This window comes from Microvirga sp. 2TAF3 (assembly GCF_052114965.1).
In the GTDB taxonomy this organism is placed as follows: Bacteria; Pseudomonadota; Alphaproteobacteria; order Rhizobiales; family Beijerinckiaceae; genus Microvirga.
The window spans coordinates 104,956-121,966 of record NZ_JBFRFT010000007.1; the positions used below are offsets into that span (position 1 = coordinate 104,956).

The 17,011-nt window shown below is 61.7% G+C and carries 16 protein-coding genes; 11 read left to right on the plus strand and 5 right to left on the minus strand.

The window, feature by feature from the left end; translation table 11 throughout:
- Positions 1-44 precede the first annotated feature (44 nt).
- Positions 45-917, plus strand: coding sequence for an aromatic amino acid exporter YddG (gene yddG, locus AB4Y97_RS09500; protein WP_441998792.1), 873 nt, complete (start codon positions 45-47; stop codon positions 915-917).
- Here the strand turns inward: yddG and AB4Y97_RS09505 are convergent.
- Both AB4Y97_RS09505 and gloB read right to left on the minus strand, forming a co-directional pair.
- Positions 892-1,650, minus strand: coding sequence for a GNAT family N-acetyltransferase (locus AB4Y97_RS09505; RefSeq protein WP_441998793.1), 759 nt, complete (start codon positions 1,648-1,650; stop codon positions 892-894). The two genes, yddG and AB4Y97_RS09505, sit on opposite strands and share 26 nt — an antisense overlap.
- Before the next feature lie 110 nt (positions 1,651-1,760).
- Positions 1,761-2,528 carry a hydroxyacylglutathione hydrolase gene (gene gloB / locus AB4Y97_RS09510; protein ID WP_441998794.1) on the minus strand — a complete coding sequence of 256 codons (768 nt, stop codon included), beginning with the start codon at positions 2,526-2,528 and terminating at the stop codon, positions 1,761-1,763.
- Positions 2,529-2,646: 118 nt separating this feature from the next.
- On the opposite strand from gloB, the gene AB4Y97_RS09515 reads away from it, so the two are divergent.
- A complete protein-coding gene (locus tag AB4Y97_RS09515; protein WP_441998795.1) occupies positions 2,647-3,396 on the plus strand; it encodes a class I SAM-dependent methyltransferase in 750 nt (249 codons plus the stop codon).
- Here the strand turns inward: AB4Y97_RS09515 and AB4Y97_RS09520 are convergent.
- Positions 3,381-3,962 (minus strand): TetR/AcrR family transcriptional regulator, encoded by a 582-nt coding sequence (locus AB4Y97_RS09520; RefSeq protein WP_441998796.1) that lies wholly within the window; start codon positions 3,960-3,962, stop codon positions 3,381-3,383. The genes AB4Y97_RS09515 and AB4Y97_RS09520 overlap by 16 nt on opposite strands.
- Before the next feature lie 71 nt (positions 3,963-4,033).
- On the opposite strand from AB4Y97_RS09520, the gene AB4Y97_RS09525 reads away from it, so the two are divergent.
- The 4 genes from AB4Y97_RS09525 to AB4Y97_RS09540 all read left to right on the plus strand — a co-directional run bounded on the left by AB4Y97_RS09525 (position 4,034) and on the right by AB4Y97_RS09540 (position 8,856).
- A complete protein-coding gene (locus tag AB4Y97_RS09525; protein ID WP_441998797.1) occupies positions 4,034-4,435 on the plus strand; it encodes a DUF2306 domain-containing protein in 402 nt (133 codons plus the stop codon).
- A 102-nt stretch (positions 4,436-4,537) separates the two neighbouring features.
- Positions 4,538-5,491 carry an acetyl-CoA carboxylase carboxyltransferase subunit alpha gene (locus AB4Y97_RS09530; protein ID WP_441998798.1) on the plus strand — a complete coding sequence of 318 codons (954 nt, stop codon included), beginning with the start codon at positions 4,538-4,540 and terminating at the stop codon, positions 5,489-5,491.
- 165 nt (positions 5,492-5,656) lie between these two features.
- Positions 5,657-6,952: a L,D-transpeptidase family protein gene (locus tag AB4Y97_RS09535; protein ID WP_441998799.1), complete on the plus strand. Its 1,296-nt coding sequence runs from the start codon at positions 5,657-5,659 to the stop codon at positions 6,950-6,952.
- Between the two features lie 350 nt (positions 6,953-7,302).
- The gene (locus AB4Y97_RS09540; protein WP_441998800.1) at positions 7,303-8,856 is read left to right on the plus strand and encodes a P-loop ATPase, Sll1717 family; all 1,554 of its coding nucleotides are present in this window, start codon (positions 7,303-7,305) and stop codon (positions 8,854-8,856) included.
- A 96-nt stretch (positions 8,857-8,952) separates the two neighbouring features.
- Here the strand turns inward: AB4Y97_RS09540 and secA are convergent, their stop codons facing one another.
- Positions 8,953-11,766: a preprotein translocase subunit SecA gene (secA, locus tag AB4Y97_RS09545; protein WP_441998801.1), complete on the minus strand. Its 2,814-nt coding sequence runs from the start codon at positions 11,764-11,766 to the stop codon at positions 8,953-8,955.
- Positions 11,767-12,008: 242 nt separating this feature from the next.
- Between secA and AB4Y97_RS09550 the strand changes: the two genes are divergently transcribed.
- Together AB4Y97_RS09550 and argJ are read left to right on the plus strand one after the other, a co-directional pair.
- Positions 12,009-12,902 (plus strand): peptidylprolyl isomerase, encoded by an 894-nt coding sequence (locus AB4Y97_RS09550; RefSeq protein ID WP_441998802.1) that lies wholly within the window; start codon positions 12,009-12,011, stop codon positions 12,900-12,902.
- Between the two features lie 205 nt (positions 12,903-13,107).
- Positions 13,108-14,349: a bifunctional glutamate N-acetyltransferase/amino-acid acetyltransferase ArgJ gene (gene argJ, locus AB4Y97_RS09555; RefSeq protein ID WP_441998803.1), complete on the plus strand. Its 1,242-nt coding sequence runs from the start codon at positions 13,108-13,110 to the stop codon at positions 14,347-14,349.
- Between the two features lie 117 nt (positions 14,350-14,466).
- Here the strand turns inward: argJ and AB4Y97_RS09560 are convergent, their stop codons facing one another.
- Entirely contained in the window at positions 14,467-14,844 is a 378-nt protein-coding gene (locus tag AB4Y97_RS09560; RefSeq protein ID WP_441998804.1) for a hypothetical protein, read from the minus strand.
- Between the two features lie 163 nt (positions 14,845-15,007).
- Here AB4Y97_RS09560 and mutT point away from each other — a divergent pair, with 163 nt between their 5' ends.
- From mutT to AB4Y97_RS09575, 3 genes are all read left to right on the plus strand, one after another.
- Positions 15,008-15,421: an 8-oxo-dGTP diphosphatase MutT gene (mutT, locus tag AB4Y97_RS09565; RefSeq protein ID WP_441998805.1), complete on the plus strand. Its 414-nt coding sequence runs from the start codon at positions 15,008-15,010 to the stop codon at positions 15,419-15,421.
- A 12-nt stretch (positions 15,422-15,433) separates the two neighbouring features.
- Entirely contained in the window at positions 15,434-16,363 is a 930-nt protein-coding gene (locus tag AB4Y97_RS09570; protein WP_441998806.1) for a DMT family transporter, read from the plus strand.
- Positions 16,364-16,494: 131 nt separating this feature from the next.
- Positions 16,495-16,998: an Mpo1 family 2-hydroxy fatty acid dioxygenase gene (locus AB4Y97_RS09575; protein ID WP_441998807.1), complete on the plus strand. Its 504-nt coding sequence runs from the start codon at positions 16,495-16,497 to the stop codon at positions 16,996-16,998.
- Positions 16,999-17,011: the final 13 nt, after the last annotated feature.

The window sequence follows — 17,011 nt, forward strand, 5'->3', positions numbered from 1 at the left end:
AAAATCGGATTCCACTTTTCCGGATCATGCTCTATGCGAACGTCATGACGATACGCACCGCCACCTCGATCGGCTTCACCGCAATCCTTTTCTGGTCTCTTCTCGCTCTCTTGACGGCAGCGACCGGTAAGGTTCCGCCATTTCAGCTCGCCGCGATGACCTTTCTCATCGGCGGGCTCGTCGGCGTGACGAGCTGGTCGAAGCGGAAGCAGGGATTGAAGGCCCTTCACCAGAAACCGGCGGTCTGGGCGCTGGGGATCGGTGGCCTGTTCGGCTATCACGCCCTGTATTTCGCCGCCCTGCGGCTGGCGCCGCCGGCGGAGGCGGGACTCCTCAACTATCTCTGGCCGCTCCTGATCGTGCTGTTCTCGTCCCTGCTGCCGGGCGAGCATCTCCGGCGCGCCCATGTGGCGGGCGCGCTTCTCGGTTTTGCCGGCGTCGTCGTGCTCATCGCCGGGCGCGGGTCGCTCGATGCGCGGGCGGAGTACATACCGGGTTATCTCTGCTCCTTCATCGCCGCCTTCGTCTGGGCCGCCTACTCGGTCCTGTCGCGCCGTTTCGGCGAAGTGCCGACGGATGCGGTGGCGGGTTTCTGCCTGATGACCGCGCTTTTGAGCCTGATCTGCCATTGGCTCTTCGAGACGACGATCTGGCCGGATACGCCCACGCAATGGCTTGCACTCATAGGGCTCGGGCTCGGGCCCGTGGGTGCGGCCTTCTATGTGTGGGATATCGGCATGAAGCGGGGCGACATCCGCCTGCTCGGCGTCGCGTCCTACGCGACGCCGGTTCTCTCGACCTTAATCCTGGTCTTCACCGGCTATGCCGAGCCGACCCTGACCCTCGCCGCGTCCTGCGCCCTGATCGTGCTCGGTGCGCTGGTGGCCACGCTCATTCCGCGGCGCCGCCAGGCATGACCCTATGCGTGTAGCGATAGGCCGGCTTGAAGCCGAAGGCCTCGTAAAGCGCGCGCGCGATCTCGTTTTCCTCGCGCACCTGAAGATAGACCGTATGCGCGCCCTCGCGGCAGCCCCAGGCCATGAGGCTCGACACGACCCTGCGGCCGAGCCCGATCCCTCTCAGATCCGGCGCGACGACGATGTCATAGAGGCCGACATGGCCGCGTTCCGCCACGCCTAGTCCCCATGCGACAGGCCTGTCGTCGAGGTTCAGCGTCGCGAAGGCGACCTTCTGACGGATTCGGGAAACAATCTGAATGAGGGTCGCGTCGTCCGCCTTGGCGCCGCCATAGGATTGCGCGGCCTCCCGCACCCACTGCTTCGACACCTGAGGCTCGATCGTCACCTCCGGGTCGGTCTCGCAATCGCCGGCGATCGGCGCGGTCAGCACGAAGGTCGGCTCGATCTCGGTGAATCCGCGCGCCTTCAGCATCGCGTCCACCTCGGGAGCCTGCAGCCCCGTCAGCCGGAAGGTCGGACGCACATTGGCGTCGAGGAAGCGCAGGATCATGTGGTCGACCAGCGCCTCGTCGAGGCTGGCGCCGGGCATGACCGGCGTCGCGGAATTGGCGCGCTTGGTATATCCGCTGGCAATCCTCAGGATCCAGCCGTCATAGGCCTGATAGTCGAATGACGGCCAGGCATTCATGAGACGGCTCTCGAGACCGAGAATAAGGCTGTGGTCGCTCATGTGCTCATCCTCTGGGCTTCCTCTCCCGGCCTCGAATCGCATCGCGTTGCTGCGCACCGGATATCGGGGTCTGTCCAGCCGCATTCTAAACGCCGATCATGCCCTGCGCATCAGAACCTGTTCTTCCATTCGCGCAGCGCCTGGAACACCTCCGCCGGGGCCGCGCCCTCCCGCTGGACAGACTTGGCGAGCGCGGGCGTTCCCGCACGCAGGAAGGGATTGGTCGCCTTTTCCGCCCCGATGGTCGACGGGATCAGAAAACGTCCTTCGGCCTTGGCGGTTTCCGCCTCCGCCATCCGCGCCTTCAGGTCCGCATTGTCCGGATCCGCCGCCAGGGCGAAACGACCGTTCGAGAGGGTGTAATCGTGTCCGCTATAGACACGCGCCTCGTCCGGCAGGGCCGCAAGCCGCTGGAGGGACGACCACAGATCCGCGTAGGAGCCTTCCAGAACCCGGCCGCAGCCGAGCGTGAAAAGGGTATCGCCCGCGAAAAGCGCCCGGTCGGCCGCGAACCAGTAGGAGACGTGATCGTTGCAATGGCCCGGCGTCTCCCACACATGGGCCTGAAGATCGCCCACATGCACCGTATCGCCCTCGCGGACGAAGGCATCGGCGAGGGGAACCTGTTCCTCCGCCTTGAGGGGCGCAACGACCCGGCAGCCGAAGCGCTGCTTCAAGGGCTCGATCGCCTGCACGTGATCGCCATGGCGATGGGTGACGAGGATATCCGACAATTGCCAGCCGGTTTCCTCGAGAGCCTTCAGGATCGGCCCCTCCTCCGGCGCGTCGATGGCTGCGCAGGCTCCCGTATTGGGATCATGGATGAGGGCACCGATATTGTCGTCGAGGCAGCGGAAGACATGGATCTGGGCTGGCATTGAAAAACCTTGGCTTGATGCGTCACGGGTTATCATGGGACAGTTCCGGTGTGAAACCAGACCTTGACCGGCTACATGGCATTTCGTCCGGAGTATGGGAAAGGCAAGCAGGCAGGGCATGAGCATCGACATCACCGACCTGCGCAGCTTCTATGCGAGCCCGCTCGGCAGCGTGACCCGCCGCTTCGTCGGGCGGGCCATCGGCCGGTTCTGGGGACCGCTGACGGGCCTGCGCGTGCTCGGGCTCGGCTATGCCTCACCCTATCTCACAACCGTTCGGGCCGATTGCGAGCGGGCGCTGGCCTTCATGCCCGCAAGTCAGGGCGTGGTGAACTGGCCGAGCACCGGCGCCTCGGCCTCCGCCCTCGTCGACCCGCTCATGATGCCCCTGCCCGATGCCTCGATCGACCGCGTGCTGGTGGTGCACGCCCTGGAAACGGTGGAGAGTCCGAGCGAGCTGCTGCACGAAATCTGGCGCATCCTGACTCCGGGCGGACGGATCATCCTGGTGGCGCCCAACCGGCGCGGACTCTGGGCGCGGATGGATACGACCCCCTTCGGCTACGGCCAGCCCTACAGCCGTTCCCAGCTCAAGAGCCTCATGCGGCAGACCTGGTTTTCTCCCGAGGGCTGGGCCGAAACCCTCTATGTACCGCCCTTGAGCAATCGTTTCCTGCTCCGGACGGCCCAGGCCTGGGAGCAGATCGGCATCAGCTTCTCCCTGCCTTTCGCGGGGCTCCACGTGGTCGAGGCGACCAAGCAGCTCTACCGGCCGGGCGCCGTTCGCGCCGTGCGCCGTTCAAGCCGCTTCGCCCCAATCTTCGTTCCCGCCCCAGCCTCGCGGGTTTCCGCTCAACCGGACCCCTGAGACGGCCCGGCCGCATCGAGAACCGCGAAGGCGCGTTCCAGTGGCAACTGCCCGTTGGCGACGAGATTCGCCAATCCGTGGGCGATGGCCCAGGCTCTGAGCGTCTGGATTTCCTGATTGCCCGAAGTGTTCACGGCCACATTCCGGCGTAGGACATCGTAGGCAGCGTCCGCAGCCTCGTTCAGTTCCGGATAATCGGACTTGCTGATCGCCACGCCGAACATCAGGAGAAAATCCGCGCCGTGCTCCAGGGCGAAGCGGACATAGGCCTTTCCCAATTCCCGGAGACGCTCCTGAGGTTGCGTCGACATCGCGGCGAGAAGGGCTGCCCTGAGCGTCATGAAGCCCTCGGCGGCAATAGCCACGAGAAGCGCCTCACGGCTCGCGAAATGGCGGTAGGGCGCATTGTGGGAAACCCCGGCCGCCCGCGCGACCTCGCGCAGACTCAGTGCTGCCGGTCCCTTTCGCGCGACAAGCTCGCGCCCGGCCTCGATCAGGACCCGTCGCAGATCGCCATGGTGATAAGGCTTGTTCTCGGAGGTTTCTTCCGACTTCGATGTTGACATCGTCAACATTTTCTCCATGTTGCGCCTGTCAACATATCTCAATCCGCAGATTCCGGAAGATGGATAACGCCATGTCTCTGGCTCCCCTGCTCGCCGCACCCGTTCTGATTCAGGTTCATGCCGGGGCCGCGACGGCGGCGTTTCTGCTCGGCGGCTACCAGATGCTTGCCGTCAAAGGCACCATAGCCCATCGCCGCCTTGGCTGGGTCTGGGCCGTCCTGATGGCGATCGTGGCGTTGAGTTCGCTCGGGATTGTCTCGAATTGGCCGATGGTCGGGCCTTTCGGACCGATCCACGGCCTGTCGGCCTTCACCCTCGTCACGCTCCCCCTCGCCGTCCTGCACGCGAGGCGAGGCCGCATCGCCTCGCATCGCGCGGCGATGAAGGGCCTGTTCTTCGGCGGCCTCGTGATCGCCGGATTGTTCACCCTCATGCCCGGACGCCTCATATACCAAGCGGTCTTCGGGGGGTAATGCCGGCTCCAACTTGACTTGAAGCCGCCAAGTCGCCAGTGTCCGCGCGGTCCGGCGGGGGCCGATGAGGTCGGCGCCGGTTTTTCATTTTCATAGAGTCTGATGCGCAGTTACCTCGATTTCGAAAAACCTGTCGCCGAACTGGAAGCCAAGGTCGAAGAACTGAAGGCGCTCGGTGAGAACCGGGACGCCGTCTCCATTTCCGACGACATCAACCGCCTGGAAGCCAAGGCGGCGGAGGCCCTGAAGGACCTTTATGCCAAGCTTACCCCCTGGCAGAAGACCCTTGTCGCGCGCCACCCGCAGCGGCCCCATTTCGTCGATTACTGCGCCGGGCTGATCACCGATTTCACGCCGCTCGCCGGCGACCGCAAGTTCTCCGAGGACGAGGCCATTGTAGGCGGGTTCGGCCGCTTCCGGGGCCAGGCGGTCTGCGTGCTGGGCCAGGAAAAGGGCTACAACACGGAAACCCGCATCCGGCACAATTTCGGCATGGCCCGCCCCGAGGGCTACCGGAAGGCCGTGCGCCTGATGGAGCTGGCGGACCGGTTCGGGCTGCCCGTCCTGTGCTTTGTGGACACGGCTGGTGCCTATCCCGGCATCGAGGCTGAGGAACGCGGCCAGGCTGAAGCCATCGCCCGCTCGACCGAGATGCAGCTTTCCCTCGGCGTGCCGAACGTGTCCCTCGTCATCGGCGAGGGCGGCTCCGGCGGGGCGATCGCCATCGCCACCGCCAACAAGGTTCTCATGATGGAGCACGCGATCTACAGCGTGATCTCCCCCGAGGGCGCGGCTTCGATCCTCTGGCGCGATTCGGCCCGCGCCCAGGATGCCGCCACCAACATGAAGATCACGGCCCAGGATCTCCTGCGCCTCGGCGTCATCGACGGCATCGTCACCGAACCGATGGGCGGCGCGCATCGCGATGCGCAGACGGCCATCGCCGCCGCCGGCAACGCCATCGAGGAAGCCCTGCAGGACCTCGGCAACATGGGCCCTGCGGAACTGCGTGACCACCGGGCGGAAAAATTCCTTAATATCGGGCGTAAACTCTAAGGTGTTAGGACTTTTCACCCGTTATAGCCGTAAGTCCTAACCCATTATTAACCATAACTTCATAACGGCGCAGCTTGCGATAAGCTTGAGTTAAGGCTAACGATTTAAGCAGGTTGGGGAACTGGCCGGCGCAAGACCGGACAGATCAAGAATGCGGGGTTCCCTATGATGAAGCGTATCGCATTGGCTGCGAGCCTCGCGCTCGCGCTTGCCGCCTGTCAGGATGAGAGCTTCTCGCGAAGCTCCACGCGCCATCTCTCGCCGATCCCGGCGGCCACGATGTCGCTCATGGCCCAGAAAGGAATGTCGAAGGACGATCCCATCCTGATCCGCTCCTACAAGAAGGAGTCGGAGATGGAGGTGTGGAAGCGTGGCTCCGACGGCCGTTACGCCCTTCTCAAGACCTATCCCATCTGCCGCTGGTCCGGCCAGCTCGGCCCGAAGGTCCGCGAAGGCGACCGTCAGGCGCCGGAAGGCTTCTACACGATCACCCCGGCGCAGATGAACCCGAACTCGGCCTATTATCTGTCCTTCAATACCGGCTTCCCCAACGCCTATGACCGGTCCTTCGGCCGCACTGGCGGGGACCTGATGGTGCACGGCTCGTGCTCGTCGCGCGGCTGCTTCGCCATGACGGACCAGAACATCGCGGAAATCTACGCCATCGCGCGCGAAGCCCTGGCCAGCGGCCAGCGCGGCTTCCAGTTCCAGTCCTTTCCATTCCGGATGACGGCGCAGAATCTGGCCGAGCACCGCCTCGACCCGAACATGCCTTTCTGGAAGAACCTGAAGGAAGGCTCGGACTATTTCGAGATCACGAAGGAAGAGCCGCGCGTCGCGGTGGCCAACCACCGCTATCAGTTCAACACGACCGAGAGCGACGCCGTTGCCGCCGTGTCGCGGAAGCAGCAGCAGGACGAGCAGGAAACGGCCAATCTGGTTGCTCGCGGCGTCCAGCCGGTCAAGCTCGTCTATCATGACGGCGATTCGCACGAATCCTTCCGCCAGGCTCTCGCCGGTTCGACAGGCGTCGACGGCTCCCTCGTGGTCGACAGCCGCATGCGCGACAAGTTCGGCGATGTCAGCCGCCCCGAGGGCCTCTCTTCCGGTCCGCAGCGGATCGCTCTCGACGCCTCCGGCAAGCCGAAGGCGGAAGCCCCGTCGACGGCGCTTGCCTTCGCCTCCATGAACCAGGCTCCGCCTCCTGCTCCGGCCTCCGCGCCGGCGGCGAAAGTCGCCGTGGCCGCCCCGGTCCCTGCCCCGCAGGTGGCTCAGGCCGCGGCAGCTCCTGCGGAGACGCCGTTCTACAAGAAGATGTTCAACGGCATCGGCGACCTGTTCAGCACATCCTCAACGTCGCAGCCCGCGGCGGAAACGGCTGCAACGCCGGCCGCCAAGGCCGTGGCGCCGCAGCGCAAGGCCCAAGGGCCGAGCGCGATCAATGTGGCCGCCGCGAACTGAGCGGCTCGAACGATAGATCCGACGATAAAAGCCCGCCTCATCGGCGGGCTTTTTGTTGGCACGAATGGGAAGGCATCGTTGCGGCCGATACAGGACTGCTACCGGGCAGGGGCGTTACGCCCTAGAGCCGCGTGTCTCGGCTCCTGAGTAAAGGCTACAACGGTGGGAAGCTGAGGGGCAAAACGTTGGGGTGGGAGACAGCAATATATCCCTATATGCTGATAAGTGCTCACGTGAAAATTCATTGAAATATACTGCCGCGGACTCTCCGGAAGAGGGGGGCCTTAGCTTATGGCGGCGAGACAAGGTATTGTGCTGCGGCATCTCGACGAATCAGGATCAATATATTCATGCAAAACTCCGCCTCCCTCTTGGACTGGATTGATTTTGGCAAGGTATCAGCCGAACGAGATGATTTATTATCAAGATATTTCGTCGATAACGGCGTTCTACAAAAAATAACAACAAGCCCCTCATCATTTTTAGTACTGGGCCGAAAGGGAGCAGGAAAAACTGCTGTATTTAAGTATCTTAAGGAGAATAGCAGACAGTTCATTGGCAATGACGATATTCTTGTACCACTATCATTTGAAGATTATAATTGGAGCGTTCACTCTCTGCTCGTAAATCAAAATAAGGCTGAGTCCATGCTGTATAAGCAGTCATGGCGCTTTATTATTTTAGTCGAATGTATCAAAGCGTACCGTACTTGGTTCGAAGAGAGGAACAACGGAGTTCCCAAAGGCATCGCGACATCCAGCAAGCTCTTGGAAAAGGTCTTCGCCTCACCGATTCCGTCCATCTCTCAAATTGTAGGACGCAAACTTCTGTCTCTATCAGCATTTAAGCTCCCCAAGGGAGGATTTGACCTAGAGAGTGGAGAACTTGATTCACTTAACTTGGAAGGTGGGGAAATAACTTTTGACCAAGTTCAAAAGAACAATGATCTAAAGACAATCCTTTCAGAGAACATAGAAAATCTTACTGCACACCTGGAGAGAGCCGTAGCTTTCGCGGATAAAACCTGGCCGACAATTTATGTATGCTTTGATAGAGTCGACGAGGCCTGGGACGATGTTTCTTTCGAGTCGTCGCGAAGAGTCATTGCAGGACTTGTAGCTGCCTGCGACGCGATCAACTCGCAGTATAAAGAAAAAATTCGACCAATTGTATTTTTAAGAGAAGACATATTTGACGTATTAAGTATTAATGACTCCAATAAACTGCGCGAAGATTGTGGGTCTCTCTTGCACTGGGACAAAAATTCGCTTTCAAACATGATACTCAAGCGCATAAATTACTTTGGGAGCGTGCGCAACTTAGATCCGATTAGCAGCATTGACTCCATTTTTGATAAATCAGAAATGCGGCAGCGAGCAAAACCCTCGAATTATCTCCTACGTCGGACGATGATGAGACCTCGAGACTTGATCTCACTTCTCAGTCGAGTGGTCGACGCAATGAAAGAAAAAGCAAATGACCCGTTCGCAGATGAAGAAATAGCATTTGAAAAACTTGAATGCGAGTCTGTATATAGCGCTGAGCCGGGATATTCGGAGTGGTTAAAGCAAGAAATACTCGACGAATGGAAGGTACAAAAGCCTGAAATATCAGATCTATTTGCTTCCATTCAGAACAACGGCTCAACAAATATCACACGTTTTGCTATAGAAGAGCAGATGAGAAAGCTTGGAAAAGAAACGTCTAGCGCTGATGTGCTTTCGCATTTGCGCTTTCTTTTTGACAATTCAATTATAGGCTTCAAGCTTGGCTCATCTACAGAGTGGCGTTTCAAATGCTTTTACCCGTCGCAGGGCTTCGTTGAGTCAGACGAATACCGAGTACACGAAGGTCTTGTTCGCGCATTAAATTTAACTGAGCCAAGAGGTCGAGAATCTAGCTAATCGTGAAATATACACTTCTGCCTTGACCTCATCAGCATGCAAACAAAAAGCCCGGCACATGGCCGGGCTTTTTCTTAATCCGTCTGTTGCTCAGCCTTAAGCCACGAACTGCCCGTGACAGTGCTTGAACTTCTTGCCCGAGCCGCAGGGGCAGGGCTCGTTGCGGCCGACACGGCCCCAGGATGAGGGATCGTTCGGATCGCGCTTCTCGACCGGTGATGTGCCGGCCGAGGCGGCGGCGAAGCCCAGAGCCGGGCCTGCGCCGAAACCGGCGCCCTGCGGCATGTCGAGTTCGTTCTCGCCGGTGGCCGGGTCGAGATGCTGCGCGAACATGGGTGGCAGCGGCGCCGGTTCCGGCTGCTGGAACACCACCTGGATGCGCATGAGCTGGCCCGTAACCTGCTCGCGCAGATGCCCGACGAGGTTGTTGAAGAGTTCGAAGGCTTCCGACTTGTACTCGTTGAGCGGGTCGCGCTGGGCATAGCCGCGCCAGCCGATCACCTGCCGCAGGTGGTCGAGGGTGACGAGATGCTCGCGCCAGAGATGATCGAGGCTCTGCAGGAGAACCTGCTTCTCCACGTAGTTCATCACCTCGGGCGAATTCTCCTCGATGCGCCGGGCATAAGCCTCGTCGGCCGCCTTGCGGATGCGCTCGCGGATCTCGTCGTCGGCGATGCCCTCCTCCTTCGCCCATTCCTCGACCGGCAGGTCGAGGTTGAGGAAGTTCGCGACGCTCTGTTTCAGGCCGGCCACATCCCATTGCTCGGCATAGGCATGTTCCGGAATGGCGCTGGCCACCATGTCGTCGATGACGCCGTTGCGCATGTCGTCGATGGTCTCGCGCACGCTTTCTTCCGCCATGAACTCCTTGCGCTGCTCGAACACGACCTTGCGCTGGTCGTTCATGACGTTGTCGTATTTCAGGATGTTCTTGCGGATGTCGAAGTTGCGCGCCTCGACCTTCGCCTGCGCCCGCTCGATCGCCTTGTTGATCCAGGGGTGGATGATCGCCTCGTTCTCCTGCAGTCCGAGCTTGGACAGCATGCCGTCCATGCGGTCGGAGCCGAAGATGCGCATCAGGTCGTCCTGAAGCGACAGGTAGAACTTGGAGCGGCCCGGATCGCCCTGGCGGCCGGAACGGCCGCGCAGCTGGTTGTCGATGCGGCGGGATTCGTGGCGCTCGGTGCCGAGCACGTAGAGGCCGCCGGCAGCCAATGCCTTTTCCTTGAAGGATGCGATCTCGTCGAGGATCGCCTTCTCCTTCGCCGCACGTTCCTCACCCTCGATTCCGGCAAGCTCGCGCTCGATGCGCATCTTGGCGTTACCGCCGAGCTGAATGTCGGTGCCGCGGCCCGCCATGTTGGTGGCGATGGTGATCGCGCCCGGCACGCCGGCCTGGGCGACGATGAAGGCCTCCTGCTCGTGGAAGCGGGCGTTCAGCACCGCGAAGTGCTTGGTCGCCTTGCCTTCCCGCGCCGCCTTGTAGAGCGGCTCGAGCGCCTGCGGATTCTCGAAATCGATGAGGGTGAAGCCGTCCTTGATCAGAAGCTCGGCCAGATGCTCGGACTTCTCGATGGAGGTGGTGCCCACCAGGGTCGGCTGACCGCGGTTGGAAGCGGCCTCGATCTCGCGGATGATGCCTTTGTATTTCTCGTCCGCCGTCCGATAGACCTCGTCATCCTCGTCGATACGCGAGACCGGACGATTGGTCGGAATCTCGACGACGTCGAGGTTGTAGATTTCCAGGAACTCGTCGGCTTCGGTCGCCGCCGTGCCGGTCATGCCGCCAAGCTTGTCGTAGAGGCGGAAATAGTTCTGGAAGGTGATGGAGGCGAGCGTCTGGTTTTCGGGCTGAACCTGCACCCGCTCCTTGGCTTCGAGGGCCTGATGCAGGCCTTCCGAATAACGGCGGCCCGGCATCATGCGGCCGGTGAACTCGTCGATGATGACCACTTCACCGTTGCGGACGATGTAGTCCTTGTCGCGCTGGAACAGGGTGTGGGCGCGCAAGGCCTGGTTCATGTGGTGGACCAGGGTCGCGTTGTGGGCGTCGTAGAGGTCGCCCTCGGTCAGGAGTCCCACCTCGCGCAGCAATTCCTCGATCTTCTCGGTGCCTGCCTCGGTCAGCGACACGGCGCGCTGCTTCTCGTCGAGGTCGTAATCGCTCTTGTCCAGGCGCGGAATGACCTTGTCGACGGCATTGTAGAGATCGGAGCGGTCGTCGAGCGGGCCGGAAATGATGAGCGGGGTGCGCGCCTCGTCGACCAGGATCGAGTCCACCTCGTCGACGATGGCGAAGTTGTGCCCGCGCTGGACCATCTGCGCCATCTCGTACTTCATGTTGTCGCGGAGATAGTCGAAGCCGTATTCGTTGTTGGTGCCGTAGGTGATGTCGGCCGCATAGGCCTGGGCGCGCTCGGCATCGTCGAGCCCATGGACGATCACGCCGACGGAGAGGCCAAGGAAGCGGTAGATCTGGCCCATCCACTCGCTATCGCGGCGGGCGAGGTAGTCGTTCACCGTCACCACATGGACCCCCTTGCCGGAGAGGGCGTTGAGATAGACCGGTAGGGTCGCCACCAGGGTCTTGCCTTCGCCGGTCCGCATCTCGGAGATGGAGCCCTCATGCAGCATCATGCCGCCGATGAGCTGCACGTCGAAGTGGCGCTGGCCGAGGGTGCGCTTGGCGGCTTCGCGCACGGTGGCGAAGGCGGGCACCAGGATGTCGTCCAAGGTCTTGCCGGCGGCAAGCTGAGCCTTGAACTCGTCCGTCCGAGCCCGGAGCTGCTCATCGGAAAGGGCCTCGAGCTCGGCCTCCATCGCGTTGATGGCCGCCACTTTCGGCCGGTACGACTTCAGCCGGCGCTCGTTGACCGAACCAAAGATTTTCTTCGCGAGTGTTCCGAACATCGAGAGCCTTCAGACTTCCAGGATCCAGGAGAAAGGGTATTTTGGGCCGCGTTATAGACTTAATTATGCGGAAGCGCATCTAAAAGACTGCGCCAGTAGGGCGCAGTCCCGCTCCCACGAGCTTAGCCATTCGGCTAGGTCCGCGGAGGCTGTGCCATAGATAGGCTATTGCTTGCAAACCGCAATGAACTCGGTCATCGATCCACGTCGATTGTGGGCGGTTTCCCATGAGAGGATCAGATATGTCAGTTTCATCATCGCTGCGCGGGAGCATTCTGGCTCTCGGCGTCGCCCTTCCCCTGTCGGCGGGCCTCGCCCTTGCCCAAACGGCAGCACCGGCCGCCCAGGCTGCGCCCGCGGCCTCCGCCCAGCACGGCAGCAAGGTGGTGGCCCGCGTCAACGGCATGGACATCACGGAAGCGGATCTGGCCATTGCCGCCGCCGATCCGGCCCTGCAGCTCCCGAGCCTGCCCGAGGACCAGAAGCGCGAACTTCTGACGAGCTATCTCGTCGACCTGAAGCTCGGCGCCAAGGCGGCCGAGGCGGCCAAGGTCGCCAACAACCCGGATTTCGCGCGCAAGCTCGCCTATAACCGGGACAAGACCCTCCTCGACGAATATCTCGAGCAGGAATCCAAGAAGGCGGTCACGCCGGAGGCGGCCAAGAAGCTTTATGATGAGACCGCCAAGAACCTGACGCCCGAGCAGGAGGTCCATGCCCGCCACATCCTCGTCGAGAACGAGGAAGACGCCAAGAAGGCGGCGGCCCGCGTGAAGGGCGGCGAGGATTTCGCCAAGGTTGCGGCTGAACTCTCGAAGGATCCTGGCTCGAAGAGCGATGGCGGCGATCTCGGCTTCTTCACCAAGGATCGGATGGTCGAGCCCTTCGCGGAAGCCGCCTTCAAGCTGGAACCCGGCCAGATCTCCGACCCGGTGAAGACCCAGTTCGGCTGGCACGTGATCAAGGTCGAAGAGAAGCGCAACAAGCCCGTTCCCTCCTTCGAGGAGATGAAGGATCAAGTGAATTCCTATCTCGAGCGCAAGGCCCAGCAGGACCTCATCGTCGGCCTGCGCAAGGACGCCAAGATCGAGCGCCTCGACGACAAGGGCAACTTGGTCGAGCAGAAGAAGCAATAGGCTTCAGAAGCAGTAAGCTTCGCCATCGGAAAGGGCGGCTTCGGGCCGCCTTTTTTGTTTTCGGGACAAGCCGCGTCCCTTGTTAGTCCGCCCTGGCGCCCTCGGTTCCCGGCACCCGACGAAGCGTGGGCTTGACAAAAAGCCTTATTAAACCACAGGTCGCGGATCCTACCCGCTTTTTTACCCAGCTCCTTCGAGTTCCTCCATGTCCAAGACTGTCTCTCCGCTCGCGCCCAAATCCTACCCGACGCTTCCCGCCATCGAGGGCGTCAGGATCGCGACGGCGGAAGCCGGGATCCGATACAGGAACCGGACCGACGTGCTCTATGTCGCCCTGGCCAAGGAGACGGCGGTGGCCGGCGTGTTCACCCGCTCCAAATGCCCCTCGGCCCCGGTCGATTGGTGCCGCAAGAACCTGGACAAGGGAGTAGCCCGGGCGCTGGTGGTGAATTCGGGCAATGCCAATGCCTTTACCGGCAAGAAAGGCGCCGAGGCGGTGAAGCTGACCGCCGACATCGCCGCGAAGGCGGCCGGCTGCCGGGCTTCCCAGGTCTTCATCGCCTCGACCGGCGTGATCGGCGAGCCGCTCGATGCGACCAAGTTCGAAGGCGTGCTGGACAAGTGCGAGCAGAAGGCCAATCCGAAAGCCTGGGTCGACGCCGCCAAGGCCATCATGACCACCGACACCTTTCCGAAGGTCGCGACCCGCACGGCCACGATCGGCGGTGTCGAGGTCACGATCAACGGCATCGCCAAGGGCGCGGGCATGATCGCTCCCGACATGGCGACGATGCTTTCCTTCATCTTCACCGATGCGCCCATCGCCGCCCCGGTGCTGCAGGCCTTGCTTAAAAAAGGCGCCGACAAGAGCTTCAACTGCGTGACGGTCGACAGCGACACCTCGACCTCCGACACGCTTCTCTTCTTCGCGACCGGCGCCGCCGCCAAGCGCGGCGCGCCTGCCATCACCCTGCCGAGCGACCGGCGCCTGAAGGATTTCCGCCAGGCCCTGGAAGGATTGCTCGGCGATCTCGCCCAGCAGGTCGCGCGGGACGGTGAAGGCGCACGCAAATTCGTGACCGTGAAGGTAACCGGCGCGACCGGCTCCAATTCGGCCAAGCGCATCGCCATGGCCGTCGCCAATTCGCCGCTCGTGAAGACCGCCGTCGCCGGCGAGGACGCGAACTGGGGCCGCGTGGTCATGGCGGTCGGCAAGGCCGGCGAGCCAGCCGAGCGCGACAAGCTCGCCATCTGGTTCGGCGATATCCGCGTCGCCTTCAAGGGCGCGCGGGACCCGTCCTATGACGAAGCCAAGACCTCCGCCTACATGAAGGGCGACGAGATCACGATCCGCATCGATCTCGGCCTCGGACGCGGCGAGGCCACGGTCTGGACCTGCGACCTCACCAAGGAATATGTCGAGATCAACGGCGATTACCGGAGCTGAGTGGGCACACAGGAACACTCCTGGTCGATCGGCCATCAAACCGCCGGGGATCGGCTCTGACTTAAGAAATCTGGCTCCTTCTCCGGCAAATACGCCAGCCGGCCTTTCGGAGATAAGCTAAGGAACGACGGTCACCCTCCACTTGATGACGACGTTCATAGGGCCACCGTACTGATCCATTCCGAGAAAGGCATAGGCGAATTCATCGGGCCCATTATAGCCGGGCTTGGCGGCATAGAAGGGTGTGAGGCCGGAGACCCCTGCCCGGCCGACCTTCGGCTGCTGAATAATCTTCGCCTCCTGGACCGCGCCCGGAATGTTGTTGATATTGAAGCTGCACCCGGTACCCGCCTTCACCTTGATCTCCCCCATGCCCTCGGAACGAGCTGAATAAATGGGAATCGATGCGCCAGAACACTCGGCGTGCGCCTGGTTGAACGCAGCACACAGTCCGAGAAGACAGAGCGCGGCTATAGATTGCTTGAATCCGACCATCGTACCCCCCTGAAGGTTATGATTATTCTCCTTCAGGTTGAGTTTTGGCATCACATTTGTCAATGAGCGCGAAACCAGTTCGCGCGCAGCCAAAAGCAGGCTAAGAGGAGCGCCTCCTGCCCCTTTTCGAAGCCTCAGGCTGGCCCAAGCGGATCAATCGGACGTGTCTTCCCTCAAGCTGACTCTCGTCGTCGCCGTCGCCCTTGTCGATACGGACAATCGCATCCTTCTCGCGCAGCGACCCGAGGGGAAGCAGCTCGCGGGGCTTTGGGAGTTTCCCGGCGGCAAGGTCGAGCCGGGGGAGCGGCCGGAGGAAACCCTGATTCGCGAATTGCGCGAGGAACTCGGCATCACGGTGAAGGAAGCCTGCCTCGCGCCCCTCACCTTCGCGAGCCATGCCTATGAGAGCTTCCACTTGCTCATGCCGCTCTACATCTGCCGCCGCTGGGAGGGGTTCGTGCAATCCCTCGAGGGGCAGGCCCTGAAATGGGTGAAGCCGCAGGAGCTGCGCCAGTATCCCATGCCGCCGGCGGACGAGCCGCTGATCCCGTTCCTGATCGACATCGTCGGCGCGTAAGGCTTTTTAATCATGGCGACGACGGCGCAGCCGGCCGCATCCTCCCTCCCGGCCCCGACACAGGGCTTTCTCGTCTCGCATCTTCTGGTGTGCTCCATCCTGTGGGCGAGCGGCTTCCTGTTCATCAAGCTCAGCGGCGACATCAACCCCTTCGTGATCGCCGCCATGCGCGGGCTGTTGGGAGCGACCTCCCTTGCCCTTTGGTTCACCGTGCAGGGCAAGAGCCTGCTGCCGCAGCGCCATGAGTTAAAAACCTGGCTCTTTCTCGGCACCTTCAACGGCTGGGCGCCGAACGTGCTCGTGGCCTATGCGCTGACCCAGGTCACCACCGCCTCGGCTGCGATGGTGCAGGCCTCGGGCCCGCTCATCGTCGCCGTCATGTCGCATTTTCTCTTCACCGAGGAACGGCTGACGCGGCGGCGTTTTCTTGGTGTCTTCATCGGCTTTGCCGGTATGGGCATTCTCATCGGCCCCGCCGCCTTTCCGGAAAGCGGGATCAGTCCCCTGGGCTCACTCGCCATGGTGGCGACGACCTTGAGCTATGCCGTCGCCAATCTCTATGTCCGCACCATCAAGCAGGCCGATCCGGCGCGGCTGGCCCTGGGCCAGCAGATCTGCTCCGGTATTCCCGCGACAATTCTGGCGCTCGCCGTTTCCGGCCCTTCGGCCTTCGCGATCGTCCCCTCGCACCTGATGCCGCTCATCGCACTCGGTATCGTGGCGACGGCCATCCCGATCCTTCTGTTCATGCGCATGATCCGCCGCGCCGGCCCTACCCGCGCCTCCATGGTGGGCTATCTCCTGCCGATCTGGACGGCGATCCTCGCCGTTCTGTTCCTGGAGGAACGGATCGGCGGCCGCGAGATCCTCGGCGGAGCGGTGGTGCTGACAGGCGTCGCCCTCGTCACCTTCAGCGGCCGGATCAGGAAAGTCGCGCGCTAAAGCATCGTATGGCCGCAAAACCGAGGCCGCTTTTGCGCACGATGCTAAGGCATGGCGAGGGACCGGGGGGCTTTTCCCTGATCGGTTATGGGTTACATTCTTTCAGAGAGCGAAAGCCTGGAGGAACGTTCATGCCAACCCTGTTCGAGCGCCAGCTTGCGTCCTATTCCGGCTATCACCAGGATCAGCGCAACCGGGCCACCCATTTCATCGGCATCCCGGCCATTGTCTTCTCTCTCATCCTGATCCTTGCCCTGTGGCAGGTCCGTCTCGGCGAGCTCACCTTGTCGGGCGCCTGGATTGTCGGCTTCTTCGCGGCATTGGGCTGGATCGCCCTCGATTTTTCAATAGGCCTCGCCATGACGGCGGTTCTGATCGTGATGGCGACGGCGGCGGACTGGTTCGTGGCGCATCATGGCAGCCGGGCGACCTGGGTGCTCTTCAGCATTCTCTTCATCGGCGGCTGGGCGTTCCAGTTCCTCGGCCACGCCTTCGAGGGGAAGCGTCCCGCCCTGATGGACAATCTCTTCCAGGCCTTCATCGGGCCGATGTTCATCATGGCCGAATTGTTGATGTTGCTGGGCCTGCGCCGCGATCTCGCCCGCTACATGGGCGACAAGGCCGAGCACATCTAATGCTTCGGCCTAC

Bases quoted from the DNA above. Each gene is read 5' to 3' on its own strand.
- yddG (WP_441998792.1), top strand. From the start codon at position 45: ATGACGATACGCACCGCCACCTCGATCGGCTTCACCGCAATCCTTTTC.
- AB4Y97_RS09505 (WP_441998793.1), bottom strand. From the start codon at position 1,650: ATGAGCGACCACAGCCTTATTCTCGGTCTCGAGAGCCGTCTCATGAAT.
- gloB (WP_441998794.1), bottom strand. From the start codon at position 2,528: ATGCCAGCCCAGATCCATGTCTTCCGCTGCCTCGACGACAATATCGGT.
- AB4Y97_RS09515 (WP_441998795.1), top strand. From the start codon at position 2,647: ATGAGCATCGACATCACCGACCTGCGCAGCTTCTATGCGAGCCCGCTC.
- AB4Y97_RS09520 (WP_441998796.1), bottom strand. From the start codon at position 3,962: ATGTCAACATCGAAGTCGGAAGAAACCTCCGAGAACAAGCCTTATCAC.
- AB4Y97_RS09525 (WP_441998797.1), top strand. From the start codon at position 4,034: ATGTCTCTGGCTCCCCTGCTCGCCGCACCCGTTCTGATTCAGGTTCAT.
- AB4Y97_RS09530 (WP_441998798.1), top strand. From the start codon at position 4,538: ATGCGCAGTTACCTCGATTTCGAAAAACCTGTCGCCGAACTGGAAGCC.
- AB4Y97_RS09535 (WP_441998799.1), top strand. From the start codon at position 5,657: ATGATGAAGCGTATCGCATTGGCTGCGAGCCTCGCGCTCGCGCTTGCC.
- AB4Y97_RS09540 (WP_441998800.1), top strand. From the start codon at position 7,303: ATGCAAAACTCCGCCTCCCTCTTGGACTGGATTGATTTTGGCAAGGTA.
- secA (WP_441998801.1), bottom strand. From the start codon at position 11,766: ATGTTCGGAACACTCGCGAAGAAAATCTTTGGTTCGGTCAACGAGCGC.
- AB4Y97_RS09550 (WP_441998802.1), top strand. From the start codon at position 12,009: ATGTCAGTTTCATCATCGCTGCGCGGGAGCATTCTGGCTCTCGGCGTC.
- argJ (WP_441998803.1), top strand. From the start codon at position 13,108: ATGTCCAAGACTGTCTCTCCGCTCGCGCCCAAATCCTACCCGACGCTT.
- AB4Y97_RS09560 (WP_441998804.1), bottom strand. From the start codon at position 14,844: ATGGTCGGATTCAAGCAATCTATAGCCGCGCTCTGTCTTCTCGGACTG.
- AB4Y97_RS09570 (WP_441998806.1), top strand. From the start codon at position 15,434: ATGGCGACGACGGCGCAGCCGGCCGCATCCTCCCTCCCGGCCCCGACA.
- AB4Y97_RS09575 (WP_441998807.1), top strand. From the start codon at position 16,495: ATGCCAACCCTGTTCGAGCGCCAGCTTGCGTCCTATTCCGGCTATCAC.